At 66.1% G+C, this 14,322-nt stretch carries 9 protein-coding genes; 3 read left to right on the forward strand and 6 right to left on the reverse strand.

The window, feature by feature from the left end:
• Positions 1 to 78 precede the first annotated feature (78 nt).
• From tilS to FHW85_RS21375, 6 genes are all read right to left on the reverse strand, one after another.
• Positions 79 to 1,341 (reverse strand): tRNA lysidine(34) synthetase TilS, encoded by a 1,263-nt coding sequence (tilS, locus tag FHW85_RS21350; RefSeq protein WP_246866840.1) that lies wholly within the window; start codon positions 1,339 to 1,341, stop codon positions 79 to 81.
• Positions 1,342 to 1,375: 34 nt separating this feature from the next.
• Positions 1,376 to 2,128, reverse strand: coding sequence for an NYN domain-containing protein (locus FHW85_RS21355; protein ID WP_167257866.1), 753 nt, complete (start codon positions 2,126 to 2,128; stop codon positions 1,376 to 1,378).
• Positions 2,129 to 2,277: 149 nt separating this feature from the next.
• Positions 2,278 to 3,234, reverse strand: coding sequence for an acetyl-CoA carboxylase carboxyltransferase subunit alpha (locus FHW85_RS21360; RefSeq protein ID WP_167257864.1), 957 nt, complete (start codon positions 3,232 to 3,234; stop codon positions 2,278 to 2,280).
• Between the two features lie 175 nt (positions 3,235 to 3,409).
• The gene (gene dnaE, locus FHW85_RS21365) at positions 3,410 to 6,958 is read right to left on the reverse strand and encodes a DNA polymerase III subunit alpha (RefSeq protein WP_168649579.1); all 3,549 of its coding nucleotides are present in this window, start codon (positions 6,956 to 6,958) and stop codon (positions 3,410 to 3,412) included.
• 300 nt (positions 6,959 to 7,258) lie between these two features.
• The gene (locus tag FHW85_RS21370; RefSeq protein ID WP_168649580.1) at positions 7,259 to 7,513 is read right to left on the reverse strand and encodes a hypothetical protein; all 255 of its coding nucleotides are present in this window, start codon (positions 7,511 to 7,513) and stop codon (positions 7,259 to 7,261) included.
• A 1,293-nt stretch (positions 7,514 to 8,806) separates the two neighbouring features.
• On the reverse strand, positions 8,807 to 11,425 hold the full coding sequence (locus FHW85_RS21375; protein WP_210427879.1) for a LuxR C-terminal-related transcriptional regulator: 2,619 nt from the start codon (positions 11,423 to 11,425) through the stop codon (positions 8,807 to 8,809).
• Between the two features lie 465 nt (positions 11,426 to 11,890).
• Between FHW85_RS21375 and FHW85_RS21385 the strand changes: the two genes are divergently transcribed.
• The 3 genes from FHW85_RS21385 (at position 11,891) to FHW85_RS21395 (ending at position 14,310) form a co-directional block, all read left to right on the forward strand.
• Positions 11,891 to 12,514, forward strand: a complete 624-nt coding sequence (locus FHW85_RS21385) for a response regulator transcription factor (RefSeq protein ID WP_168649583.1) — start codon at positions 11,891 to 11,893, stop codon at positions 12,512 to 12,514.
• 104 nt (positions 12,515 to 12,618) lie between these two features.
• The gene (locus FHW85_RS21390) at positions 12,619 to 13,431 is read left to right on the forward strand and encodes a sulfotransferase (RefSeq protein WP_168649584.1); all 813 of its coding nucleotides are present in this window, start codon (positions 12,619 to 12,621) and stop codon (positions 13,429 to 13,431) included.
• A 513-nt stretch (positions 13,432 to 13,944) separates the two neighbouring features.
• Entirely contained in the window at positions 13,945 to 14,310 is a 366-nt protein-coding gene (locus FHW85_RS21395; protein ID WP_168649585.1) for a hypothetical protein, read from the forward strand.
• Positions 14,311 to 14,322 lie beyond the last annotated feature (12 nt).

The raw sequence follows: 14,322 nt of genomic DNA on the forward strand, positions 1-14,322 counted from the left end.
CCGCGCGGAATCAATCCGCGCGAGACTGAAAAGCATGTCGGAACGCGCCCGGCCGGGCTGGCGGCGCAGCGCCGCGGCTCAGCCGGCGGGCCGCCAGCGCGGCTGTCCGCCGGCAGCGCGGAACCGGTCCGCGCCGGCATCGCTGCGCCAGCGATCGGCGACGGCGAGCAATTCCTCGCCGGCATAGATCAGCGGACAGGCCGCACGCTGCCACGGCGGCAATTCGCCCTGCTGGAACAGGTCGCGCAGTTCGCGCGTGTGGCGGTCGCCGCTGGGGCGCAGGCGTTCGCCGCCCCGGCGCAGGCGCACGGTCAGCGGCTCGCGCAGCGGCGTGCCTTGCCACTCCAGCAGGCCGCCATCGGGCAGGCGCAGCGGCTGGCCCGTCCATGCCGCCTCCCAGTTGGGCGCTGGCGCCGGTGCCGGCGGCACGGCCCACAGGCGGCCTTTCCAGATGCGCAGGTCGGTGTCCGGCCAGTGGATGCACGGCACGCGTCCTTCGCGCAGCTCGCGCAACTGGCGTTCGACCTGTGCGCGTTGCGCCAGGGTGGGGATGCGCCGTCCGCGGGCGCGCAGCCAGTGGTCGAGCAGCGGGTCGCGCAAGGCGGGCGGCAAGGCGAGCCATGCCGCCGCGTCGAGGCTGCCGGTGGCGCGGTCGTGCAGCCGCTCGAACTGCACCAGCCACTGCTCGCGCAGCGTGTCCGCCGCGGCGCGCTGGTGCGCGGCGGCGTGCAGGATGGCATCGATCGCGTGCGGCCAGTGTTCCATCACGCGCGGCAGCACTTGATGGCGCAGATAGTTGCGCGACAGCTGCGTGTCGGCATTCGACGGATCGTCGATCGCCGGCAGGCGATGGCGCAGCACGTACTCGCGCAGCACCTCGCGCGGCGTGCGCAGCAGCGGACGCCACAGCAGGCCCGCGCCGAGCGGACGCAGCTCGCGCATGCCGCCCAGCCCTTCCGGACCGCCGCCGCGCAGCAGCTTGAGCAGCACGGTCTCGGCCTGGTCGTCGCGGTGATGGCCGAGCAGCAGGAGTTCCTGCTCGCGCAGCACGTCGGCGAATGCGGCATAGCGTGCGTGGCGCGCCGCGGCTTCCAGTCCCTCGCCGCCCTGGCGCTGCACCTGCACGCGCACGACGCTGCAGGCGATCTCCAGCACGGAGCAGAACTGCCGCGCCTGCTCGGCCCAGGCGCCGCTGTGCGCATGCAGGCCATGGTCGACATGCACGGCGCGCAATCCACGAGCCCGCGCTTGTTCCAGTCCGGCCAGCGCATGCAGCAGTGCGGTGGAATCGGGCCCACCACTGAAGGCGACGCACAGGCCGCCCGCGGGTTGTTCGTCCAAGGCCTGCCGCAGTCGTGCGTGCAGTGGCTCGGCGTTACTCACGAGTCACGGGTTTCTTCGACTTGTTGCGCACGTAGATCACCTTCGGCCGCCCTTCGCCCGGACTGCGCGCATCCACCTCGAACAGCGAGGTGGCGGCGATCAGTTCGCTGAGCTTGTTGTAGCCGTAGCTGCGCGCGTCGAAGTTCGGCCGCTGCTTGGTGATGATCGAGCCGACGCCGCCGAGCCCGGCCCAGCCTTCGTCGTCCGAGGCTGCTTCCACCGCGTTGCGCAGCAGGTTGACCAGGCCGCTGTCCTGCTTCAGCTGGGCGGCGGTGCGCGGCTGGCGCGGTGCTTCCTCGTCGGGCTTGGCGAGCAGGATGTCGGTGTAGATGAACTTGTCGCAGGCGGCGACGAACGGGTCCGGCGTCTTGCGCTCGCCGAAGCCGTACACGATCAGGCCGGATTCGCGGATGCGCGCGGCCAGGCGGGTGAAGTCGCTGTCGCTGGAGACGATGCAGAAGCCGTCGAAGCGGCCGGAGTACAGCAGGTCCATCGCATCGATGATCATCGCCGAGTCGGTGGCGTTCTTGCCGCTGGTGTAGCCGAACTGCTGGATCGGCTGGATCGACTGCGTGAGCAGCTGTTCCTTCCAGGTCTTCAGGTGATGGCTGGTCCAGTCGCCGTAGGCGCGCTTGACGTGCGCGGTGCCGTACTTGGCCACTTCGGCAAGCAGGGCCTCGGCGAGATTCGGCTGCGCGTTGTCGGCATCGATCAGGACGGCGAGCTTGGTGCTGTCGCTGGCCATGGCGGCCTCCGGCGGAATGGGCCGGGGGATGATAGCGCTAAGGAAACGCGGCGTAGGTTGGGGTGAGCGCAGCGAACCCCAACGTGAGGATGGCGTGGGAGGCCTGTTGGGGTTCGCCTTTGGCTCACCCCAACCTACGCGCTTCGTTGTTACTCGCTGTACGCGCCGTACCCGCGCAGCCGGTGATAGCGCTGCTCCAGCAGTTCGTCGATCGGCAGCGCCTCCAGCTCGTCGAGCTGGTTCATCAGCACGGCCTTCAGGCGCACCGCCATCGAATGCGGATTGCGGTGGGCGCCGCCCAGCGGCTCGCGCACCACCTTGTCGATCAGGCCCAGCTCCAGCAGGCGCGGCGCGGTGAGGCCCAGGGCCTCGGCGGCGTCCTTGGCCTTTTCGGCGCTCTTCCACAGGATCGAGGCGCAGCCTTCGGGCGAGATCACCGAATACGTGGAGTACTGCAGCATCACCGTGCGGTCGCCCACGCCGATGGCCAGCGCGCCGCCGGAGCCGCCTTCGCCGATCACGGTGCACACGATGGGTACGCGCAGGTCGGCCATTTCCAGCAGATTGCGCGCAATCGCCTCGCTCTGGCCGCGCTCCTCGGCGCCGACGCCGGGGTAGGCGCCGGGGGTGTCGATGAGCGTGAGCAGCGGCAGCTTGAAGCGCTCGGCCAGCTTCATCAGGCGCAGCGCCTTGCGGTAGCCCTCCGGGCGCGGCATGCCGAAGTTGCGGCGCACCTTGCCCTTGGTATCGCGCGCCTTCTGGTGGCCGATGATCACCACCGGGCGGCCGTTGATGCGGCCGATGCCGCCGACGATGGCGGCGTCGTCCGCGTAGGCGCGGTCGCCGGCCAGCTCGTGGAATTCGTCGCAGATCACGCTGATGTAATCCAGCGTGTAGGGGCGGGCCGGGTGGCGCGACAGCTGGGTGATCTGCCAGGAGCTGAGGTTGCGGAAGATCTCCGCGGTCTTCACCTTCAGCTTCTCGCGCAGCCGGACCACCTCGTCCTCGATGTTGAACGCCTGCCCGTGGCTGGCGTGGCGAAGCTCTTCGATCTTCGCTTCCAGTTCGGCGATGGGTTGTTCGAAATCGAGGAAGTTCGGGTTCATTCGATGCTATGGAGAGACGCAGAAGCCGCGCAGTATACCGGGGCGGCGGGAAAGGCGGAGAACGGGGCCGTATGGGGTGGAGCCGGCAATAGGGAATGGGGAATAGAGAACAGGAAGAGCAGGCGCCCACAAGCTCGTGGGACGGCGCTCTTACCTATTCTCTATTCCCCATTACCTATTCCCCGCGGCCTTCGGCCGTCCTGACGATGCGCAGCTTGGCCGCCTGCACCCCGGGCACGGCGCGCACGGCGCGCAGCAGGGCCGGGATGGCCTCCACCCGCCATTCGTCGCCCAGCTCCAGGTCGGCCTGGGCGACGGCGTTGTGGTAGCCGTGCAGCACCACGCTGGTGCGGCCGTTGCGGTAGCCGGCCAGGATCTGGCGCAGCTGGTCGACGAAGCCGGGGCCGACCCCGTTCAGCTTCACATGCAGCACGCGGGCGAAGCGGCGGCAGGCGTCGGCCAGGGTGTGGGCGCTGCGCGCGCGCACGGCGAAGCCGCCGCCGGAGAAATCGTCGATGCGCAGGCCGCCCTCGACCACCAGGATCTCGTCGCGCGTCAGCAGCGGCGCCACCTGCTGGTACAGCTCGCCGAAGAAGCTCACCTCGATGATGCCGGTGCCGTCTTCCAGCCGCACGAAGGCGTCGCTCTCGCCGCGCTTGCGGATGGCGGTGACCATGCCGGCCACGGTCCAGGGCGTGTCGGGGCCGCGGCGGAAGCGGTTGTCCTCGTCGCCCTTGCGCGGGCGCGGCGGCTGGTAGCGGTCGGCGATCTCGCCCAGCGGGCAGGTGGACAGCTGCAGCAGTTCTTCGCGCCAGGGGTCGGTGGGATGGCCGGAAAGGTAATGGCCCAGCGTGTCGCGTTCGCCTTGCAGCTTCTGCTCCAGCGGCCATTCGGGGGCGGTGGGCAGGTCGATCTGCACTACGGGCGCTACCGCACCCATCATGGCTCCGAACATATCGTTCTGCCCCGACTGCTTGTCGCGCAGATGCTGCTCCGCCGCCTTGATCGCATCCGGCAGCTGCAGCATCAGGCTGGCGCGGGTCGGCGCCAGCGCGTCCAGCGCGCCGGAAAGAATCAAGGCTTCCAGCACGCGGCGGTTGAGCTTGGTGGAATCGACGCGGCGGCAGAAATCAGCCAGGTCCTTGTAGTTGCCGCCGCGCTTGCGCTCTTCGGCGATCGACTCGCAGGCGCCCTGGCCGACACCCTTGATGGCGCCCAGGCCGTAGCGGATCACCTTCGGTTCCACCGCGACGAACATGAACTCCGACGCATTGACGTCCGGCGGCAGCACGGTCAGCCCGATCGCCTTGGACTCGTCGATGAAAGTCACCGCCTTGTCGGTGTTGTCCATGTCCGACGAGATCGTCGCGGCCATGAACTCGGCGGGGTAGTGCGCCTTCAGCCACGCGGTCTGGTAGGAGACCAGCGCATAGGCGGCGGCGTGCGACTTGTTGAAGCCGTAGCCGGCGAACTTCTCCATCAGGTCGAAGATCTCGTCGGCCTTTTCGCCGGACAGTCCGTCCTTGGCGGCGCCCTCGCGGAACTTGGCGCGTTCCTTCGCCATCTCCTCGAGCTTTTTCTTGCCCATCGCGCGGCGCAGCAGGTCGGCGCCGCCGAGCGAATAGCCGCCCACGATCTGCGCCATCTGCATCACCTGCTCCTGGTAGACCATGATGCCGTAGGTCTCTTTCAGGATCGGCTCGACGCGCGGGTCGGGGTACTGCACTTCCTCGCGGCCGTGCTTGCGCGCGACGAAGCTGGGGATCAGGTCCATCGGGCCGGGGCGGTACAGCGCCACCAGGGCCACGATGTCTTCGAAGCGGTCGGCGCGCGCATCTTTCAGCATGCGCTGCATGCCGGAGGATTCGAGCTGGAACACCGCCACCGTCCTGGCCTGCTGCAGCAGCTTGTAGGTGGCGGCGTCGTCCAGCGGCAGCGCGGCGATGTCCAGCGGCTCGCCGCCTTCCTTCGCGCGGCGCGCGTTGATCGCCTTCACCGCCCAGTCGATGATGGTGAGCGTGCGCAGGCCGAGGAAGTCGAACTTCACCAGGCCCACGGCTTCGACGTCGTCCTTGTCGTACTGCGTGACCACGCCCGCGCCGCCGGCTTCGCAGTACAGCGGGGCGAATTCGGTGAGCGGCTTGGGCCCGATCACCACGCCGCCGGCATGCTTGCCGGCGTTGCGGGTGAGGTTTTCCAGGCTCAGCGCCAGGTCGATCAGCGTTTTCGCTTCCTCGTCCTGGTCGTACAGATCGCAGAATTCCTTGACGACGCGGTCGGGTTCTTTCTTGGCTTTCTCCGAGCGGCCCAGCGCGCACGACAGCGTGAGGTCGAGCGGGCGCGGTGGAATCAGCTTGGCGATCTTGTCGACCGCGTTGTAGCCCATGCCCAGCACGCGGCCGGAGTCGCGCAGCACCGCCTTCGCGGCCATCGAGCCGTAGGTGATGATCTGGCTGACGTGGTCGCGGCCGTACTTGCGCGCGACGTAGTCGATCACCTCGTCGCGGCGGTCCATGCAGAAGTCGATGTCGAAGTCGGGCATCGACACGCGTTCGGGATTGAGGAAGCGCTCGAACAGCAGGTTGAACGGCAGCGGGTCCAGGTCGGTGATCTTCAGCACCCAGGCGACCAGCGAGCCCGCGCCCGAACCGCGTCCCGGACCCACCGGAATGCCGTTCTGCTTACCCCAGTTGATGAAGTCCGCCACGATCAGGAAGTAGCCGGGGAAGCCCATCTTGATGATCACGTCCAGCTCGCGGTCGAGCCGGGCGATGTAATCGTCCAGGGTGTAGCCGGGCGCCAGCGGATGGGTGGCGAGGCGCTCCTTCAGGCCTTGGTGCGACAGCTCGCGGATATAGCTGCCCAGGTCGTGGCCTTCCGGCACCGGGAAGTTCGGCAGGTAATAGGTGCCGAAGCTCAGTTCCAGCGTGCAGCGCCTGGCCAGCTCGACGGTGTTTTCCAGCGCCTCGGGGATGTCCGCGAACAGCTCGGCCATCTGCGTGGGCGTCTTCAGGTATTGCTGGTCGCTGTACTCGCGCGGGCGCTTGGGGTCGGCCAGCACGCGGCCCTGGTGGATGCAGACGCGCGCCTCGTGCGATTCGAAGTCGCTCTGGCGCAGGAAGCGCACGTCGTTGCTGGCAATCACCGGCAGGTCGAGCTCGGCGGCCAGCGCCAGCGCGGCGGCGTTCCAGGTTTCCTCGCCCTCGCGGCCGCAGCGGGTGAGCTCCAGGTACAGGCGGTCCTGGAACAGCCGCGCGAACGGGCGCAGGCGCGCGGCCGCGGCGGCGACGCCCTGGTTGACCGCGATGCGCGCCACTTCGTGTTCGCGCCCGATCAGGGCGATCAGGCCTGCGCTCGCCTGCGGCGTAAGCCAGGCCATTTCGGCCATCGGCTTGCCGTTGCCCTGGCCTTCGCGCCATACGCGCGAGACCAGGCGCGACAGGTTCAGATAACCGTCGCGGTTCTGGCAGAGCAGGGTGACGCGCGAGGGGCGCGGGTCGTCCGGCATCGACAGCCACAGGTCGCTGCCGCCGATCGGCTTGATGCCGGCCGCGCTGCAGGCTTTGTAGAACTTCACCAGCGCGAACATGTTCGTCTCGTCGGTGAGCGCGACGGCGGGGATGCCTTCGCGCACGCAGGCGTCGACCAGCGCTTTGATGCGGATGGTCGAGTCGACCAGCGAGTATTCGCTGTGCAGGTGGAGGTGGGCGAAGCGGACGGTCATGCGGACTCACGCGGTGAGTTTGGGGAGGCTAGCTGGCGCTTGCGGGCGGGGCAAGATTGACTTCCGCCGAGTTTGTGCGGCGCGGCTTTGCGCCGCGCCCGGCGTAGGTTGGGGTGAACGTAGTGAACCCCAACGGGGGGGGCTGGTGATGTGCTGTCGTGTGAGTGTCTCGCCGTTGGCGAGGGTTTCGCCCCGCTGCCGCGGGGCGAGTTACTTCTTCTTTGCGTGCCCAAAGTCAAGTCTATATAAACTTTTCGTGGGCACGAAAAAAAAGCGGCCGTTGGGCCGCTTCGTAGTGTCTCAGTTTACAGCGCTCGGTGGACCGCAGAACACCCGAAGGTGTCCTTGTCCTACCAGGAAATTCTTGTAGCAGGCGAGTGTGACATTCCAGGCCTCCTGGGCAACGGCTGGGCCTCTTTCGATAACCTTTCCGTTTTCGTCAATGATGGCGAGCGTCGCTTTTCGTCCCTCTCGGGTCTCAGCAGAAAGGCCTTCGAAGCAGACCGCGGTAAGGACAGCCTGAGTCAGGCTGCCGGTTGAGGGGATGCCGATCATGCAAGCTCCAGCAATGGGAAGGGAGGGGATATGAGCGTTTCGTTGGAGGTCACCAGGAGGATGCAGTGACATCCGCGAGCGTGGTCATGGTGACGACAGACAGCATTACGCTCGTCTCAAGGTCGGGCAAGGAGAGGCCGTTCTGAACTCGGTCTCTCAGAACAATGGGTGTGCTGCATAGGGGAAGCGTGGCGAATGAGGCCACTATCGTCGGCATGGCGAGTCACCTGAGCAACCTCGCTGTGGTGTATGAGTGGGTCAGTACACAAGCGATGGCACTGCGATAGATGCGACGGGAAGCCTCTGTCCGTGGCCGCGTGCTATGGGTGCAAACAGGCATCCAAGAGAGCGCTACCTAGGTGACAAGACTGGTGCGATGTGCGGAGGCGTTGTGGCGAGCGCCACCCGATGTGCCAGCAACGATGTGCAGTTGCGCGGTCCTGGAGATTGCTGTCGATCACGATGGAGAGGGACGTATCGCTCCTTCATGACCTGGAAAATGTTTGACCCCATCGGAAAAAGGTAATCAAGGTAATCACGCCTTTTCGTAGATACATTTTTATCGGTAGATCAATGCGGTAGGAATCCATCTTTACGGTAATCTTTTGAGTAATCAGAAGGTAATTGATTACCCCCTTAAAAGGTAATCATGAAGATGGAGTCGGCCACGGAAAATCAGTCACTTAGAAAGTGATTACCTTTGGGGTTACCTTGGATCACCTTCCTGAGGTAACCACTGATCGGCGAAAAATCAATGACTTGAATGCCGAAAGGCGACCGAATTACCTGAATCACCTGTTTCCGATGTACCCAGGCTTTCCGCGGGGAAAAGCGGGGGCTGGCGGGCTTAGAAAGCCCGGCCGAACAGGTTGGTGATGGCCGATGCGGATTCCCGAATTGTCGAGCCACCCCGTCGACGCGGACCGCTTTCGCTAGCGCGTGCATAAGCCGCGCGTGCTTCGTAAGGAGCGATCACTCAAGGGACTATTGGGGCTATGGCGTGCGTCAAAGCGCGTCGCTGCCGCCTCACTTTTCATGCCCGCCAGACCGCATCAGACGGACCCTGGAGGGCTGTGAATAGCTGCGTCGAAATCGACCTCTAAAGGGTGCGCGGGTGCGGTGGGGTAACTGCGCGGCGCAGGGGCGTGCCGGTGCTGTTATCGGGGGCGCTCGCCTTTAACCCTTCGCACGCCGCCACGCGAACTCCTCGGCTCGGCTATGGATCTGTCTGTGAAGGCCACCGCCATGAACGCTAGCTCCGTGGTGGCGAGGTATGCGAGAGCGGATGATCGCTTACTCGTCAATTAGGCCGAGCAGCCGGGCCCGATCGACGGCGTGTCGCCGTGTGCTCGCCGATAATTTCTGAAACAGATTCTTCAGATGCCATTTAACGGTCTCGCCGCTGATATCCAGTGTGCGGGCGATCAGCTTGTTCGGCATACCCTTTTCGAGCAACTGGAGAATTTCGGCTTCTTTCGTCGTCAGCAGGCCCTGCTTCACCGGAACGGCTGACAAGGCTTGCTCGTTGGCCGGCGAGGGCAAGAGTTCCCCGGCCATGCGTACCGCATCCGGATGGGTGTCGATGAGCAGGCGCACATTGCCGCCAAGCTGAGCGAGGCCGATCGCTTCCGACATCAATGCAGCCGCCTCGACGGCGCCGCGCCGCCGCGCCAGTACCGCGCGCAGCACCTTGAGCGCATGCACATCCTGGTTGCGGTTCAGTTGATGGGCGAGCGCATCCGCGGATTTCAGCTGCCGCTCCACCTCGTCGAAATGGTGGCGCACGAAGGCGGCGTACGCCTTCGCGATCGCGCAGGCCAGCGAGAACTGCAGCAGGAACGGCTGGTAGGCCTTGCGCCGGAACACGGGGGCGAGCTGTTCCAACGCCGCCACCAGCTTCGCCACCGTCTCGGCGCGCCCGCTCAGCGCATGGATGCGCACCCGCTCGGCCAGGCTGTGCAGCTGCAGGCGCGGCGACTTGCGCTGCTGCGCTAGCTCGTCGAGACGGTCGAGCAGGGCCAGGGCGCGCCGCTCGTCGCCTTTGTCGAGCGCGATGCGGACCAGCGTGTAATAGGCGCTCAGGATGACATCGGGGTAGCAGCCGTCGATCACGTCGAGCCGGTTGGCCAGCAGCGCCTGCGCCGCTTCCGACTGTCCGCGCTGCAAGGTGGCGGCGGCGAGCACGGAGGCATAGGTGCAGGCGATCGTGCTGCGCCGGCCTTCCTCCGTTTCCGCCGCGGCCAGCAGGGGGCGCAGCGCAAGCTCGGCCAGGTAGGCGTTGCCGTCCCACAGATGGCTGAGGCCGACCATGGTCTTCGACATGGCGGCGGTAAGCCGCAGGGATCCACCCTCGCCATGCTTCGCCACCTGCGAGGCCAGTTCGCGGACTTTACCGGTGAGGCCCGCATGCAGTGCGACGATGCAGGTGCCATTCACTGGTGCGGCGAAATACACCGGCTCCTCGACCTGGGCCGCCGCCTGCGGCCACCGCGCGACCAGTTCGGGCACCAGCCCGAGACGATCGGAAAAGATCGCCGCCGCGCCGGCCACCCATAGCGCGACCATCAGCCGTTGCGGCGTGTTTGCCGGATCGGCCGCCGCCTTGAGGCCGATCCGCAGCGCTTCCTCGTGGCGGTCGCCGAGCGCCCACACCCAGGCAGCGACCAGCTTGAACGACATGTCCCCGGCGAGGATCCGCGACGGGATGCGCGTCAGCCATTCGCGCGCCTCGGCCAGCCGGCCATGTGTGCCGAGCATCCACATCGCACGCATAGCGTACGCATAGGCCTGTTCTTCATCGCCGGCGGCGAGCGCATGGCGCGCCGCTTCGTGGAAGCGTTCGCGCCCCGCGAACCAGCGCGACGCGTGTGTATGCAGCTGGACCTGCTCGGCGCGCGGCAAGGCCTCGAAGCGCTCCAGCAGGAATTCCCGGGCCAGCGGATGCAGGCGGATCCAGCCTTCGCCTCCGCCCATCATCATGAGCGGGGTTTCCCTGGCCAGCGCATCGAGCAGGGCTGCCGCGCGCGGATGACCGGTCACGGCTTCGCACAGGTCGGCGTGCAGATAGTCGAGGATGGCGATGCGGATCAGGAAATCCGCATCCGACGCGGAAAAGCCGGAGAACAAGGCATCGACGAAGTAACTCTGCAGATCGCCATGGCGGGCCGAAAAGGTGTCGGCCGCGCGAGCCGCGTCGTCGGCGTACTCGATCCTGGAAATGGCGAACTGCAGGCCGATCGGCCAACCCTGCACGGTGTCGTGCAGCTTGGCGGACTGATGCACGCTCAGCCGCTGCCCCAGGCGACGGTCGAGAATGTCAATGGATTCCTCGAGCCGGAAGCGCAGGTCTTCCGTCTTCAGCACGGCGAGATTGCCCTTCGCCACCAGCTCCGCGATCGGCAGCGGCAGCAGCACGCGTGATCCCATCACCACATGCAGGTTCGCCGGCGCGTTGAGCAGCAGGTATTGCAGCGCGGTGAGTACGGTCGCCTCGGGCAGGCGTTCGGCGTCGTCGATCATCAGCACGGTGTCGGTACCGAGCAGCGCGATCTCGCCCAGCAGCGCGGTGAGGGTGGCCACTTCCTGGTCGATGCTGTTCTCGCACTGGATCGCGAGCGCGCCGAACACCGCCTTCCCGCTGACGTTGCCGACGGCGTGCAGCAGGCCGAGCGTGAAACGCATCGGCTCGTCCTGGCGGTCGGTGCTCAGCCAGGCGACCAGTGCGCCCTGTTCCATCCACTGGCGCCGCCACTGCAGCAGCACGGTGGTCTTGCCGAAACCGGCGGGCGCCGCCAGCAGGATGGCGGCGCGTTCACGGGCGGAGATCCAGAAAGGTTGCAGCCGGTCGCGTTTCGCTGCGCCACGCAGCAGGCGCGGCGGTGTCGTCTTGAGAACCAGCTCGGGCTCGGTCATGGGCTGCAAGGCAGCCGTGACGCACGTATCGAATGGCTGGCTGCGCCGATCGCCCGACCAGGAAACGCCATGACATACCCCCTGTAAGCCCCCCGACCGTCACGCTGCTTCGAGGCACCGTGAGGAGTGCATCTTGCCAATGATCGGCCGAATGATAATCTCCGCCGGCAAGAATTTACGAGGCGGCGGTTCCGGCGTCCGGAACGGGCGGATTCATCATGGCATTCACGCCGCCGCCGCTTCCAGGGGATCCCCCCCATCGTGGGTGGGGGCTGCACGCACATCTTCGGCGGGACCAAAGGCAGAATGAAGCCCGACATCCCAGGCGCAGATCATCGCGCCAACGGACGCCGGCGATCCTGGCTTGAGCTGGAGTGCTCGAGCAGGAAGGTAAGCGTTCGCGGACCGGCAAGGGTAGGGGCCGGTCCACAACCTTGCAGGCGTGCATTTCCGGGGAGGGGGACAATGAGGTTCCTGATTGCCGATGTTCATCCCATCATTCTGGTGGCGTTGTCCGACATGCTGCGGACGGCATTTCGCGACAGAAATTCGCAGATCGACACCGCCATCGGCGTCCCCGGGCTGCTGCGCCGCCTGAGGGGGGGCTGCTACGACTACCTCATCCTGGAGCCGGACATGGCCGCAGCGAAAGGCATCCCTCTGCTCAAGGCCGTCCGGGATGCGGGCTCGCCGCCGCGGCTGATCGTCTACACCGGCAACACGAGTCCCTGCGTGGCGCTGGCGGCACTGGACCACGGCGCCGCGGCCTACATCTCTAAATGCAGCGGACCGCAGGTGGCCATCGATGCGATCCATGCCGTAGTCGCGGGCCAGACCTTCATTGATCCGTCGATCGACGTGGAGGCGGCACGCAACCACCCGTGGTACAGGCTCAGCCATGCCGAACGCAATGTCATGCTCGCGCTCGCCAAGGGCGAAAACATGCAGGCGCTCGCCATTGACAGTCAGCGCAGCTACAAGACTGTCTCGACGCACAAGTACAACGCTTTCAAGAAGCTCGGCCTGCGTTCCAAGGCCGAGATCGGCGCGTTCCTCAATCACCATGGGCTGGGCTTTCTGATCGAGTGACGGAGCGGCCATGATCCAATTCCCAGGTGGGCGCCTGCATGGCACAGTGGCAGTACCGCCAGCGGACGGCCCGGCGAACTGAACGCACCACGCGAAGAGAAAGCATGCGACCTGTCCACTTCATTTCCGGCCTGCCCAGGTCCGGCTCCACGCTGCTGGCGGCGTTGCTGCGCCAGAACCCGCGTTTCCACGCGCATATGAGTAGCCCGCTCGCCGGCATGGTCGATGCCATGCTGGGCGAGATGAGCGACCGCAACCAGTATTCGGCCTTCATCACTGACGAGCAGCGCCGGCGCGTGCTGCGGGGTCTTGTCGCCAGTTACTATGGCGGCGAGTACACGGCAGAGGTCATCTTCGATACGAGCCGCACCTGGTGCGCGAAGCTGCCGGTATTGAGCGAACTCTATCCGGACTTCAAGATCATCGCGTGCGTGCGCCAGGTGCCGTGGATTATCGATAGCCTGGAGCGGGCGGTGCAGAAGAATCCCTTGCGCCCGTCCTTCATGTTCAATTTCCAGACCAGCGGCACGATCTACCACCGTGTCGAAGGCTTCGCCACGGGCGAGGGCATCCTTGGGTACTCGTATAACGCCTTGAAGGACGCTTTCTTCGGCGAACATGCGCAACACCTAATGCTGCTGCAGTACGAGACGCTGGTGCGCGAGCCGGCCGCGGCCATGGCGGCGGTCTACGATTTCATCGGCGCGCCGCGCTTCCAGCACGACTTCGACCACGTGCAGTTCGACGCCAGCGAGTTCGACGAGCGCACCGGCATGCCGGGCCTGCATGCGGTCGGCAGCAAGGTGGCCGCGCGCGAACGCGCCACCGTGCTGCCGCCGGATCTGTTTCGGCGCTTCGAGAACGATGCGTTCTGGCGCCATGCGTCGTCGAACCCGCGCGGCGTGCGTGTGGTGTGAGGCGCGCGTTCGCTGCCACGCAACCACACGTTGCCGATCCGTGATCTTCCGCCACCGCGACCGGATCGCCACCATCTGACCCGCATCCGCCGGAAACGCCTCGCCCTCCGGACGGTCCGGTGGCAGTCACTACCCCCTGCGCTGGACGTGCACAGCTTCTCTTCCCTGGAGGAGCTCCGAGCGTCGTGAGACGGTGGCGAAGGGGCGAAAGCAGGATGGCTTTCGTCCCTTTTTTTCCACGTCGCGGCGTTCGCGCAATGGCAACCAGAGGTTGCCGTTTTGCTGGCTTCCGGCACACGTCCGGCACCGCCAAACTTTTCATCGCGAACTTCAACGCCGACGTTGTGGCCGGCGATCCCATCAAGACCAGAGGGACAGGGTAGTGGCGAGCGATCACCCTAAGAGTTTTCCCAATAGTTCGGCGCGGCTGCCGAACCTAGCCTATGCATACCTCCGATGGCCTTTCGACCTACACGGGCGACCGGCGAGTTTCTCAGACGCAAGGAACGGGAGATGGACGCGGCGCATCACGAAGAACATCCGGCGTATCCGGCCCTGGCCGCATTGCTCGGCAACGACGCCTGTCGGGTCGGCGTGGTGCTGTGCGTGTTTCACCACACGGTCGGCGGCGACCTGCGGAGGATGGAGCATGCCGCCGTCGCCGGTGAATGGATGCGGGTGCGCGAGCTCGCCCATCGCACCGCGTGGGGTTGCCGCTTCATCGGCGAAGACCGGGCCGCGGATGCGCTGGAGGCCGTGGGGCACTCGGTGCCCGACGCCTTCGTCAAGACTTTTTGGGGCGCCCACGGAGCGCTCGTCGACGTACTCGATCGCGCTGCCGCGTTTACGGACATCCGCGACAGGAGACACCTGGACTGAGCAGTGCATCCG

Source organism: Dyella sp. SG609 (assembly GCF_012275375.1).
GTDB classification, from domain to species: Bacteria; Pseudomonadota; Gammaproteobacteria; order Xanthomonadales; family Rhodanobacteraceae; genus Dyella_D; species Dyella_D marensis.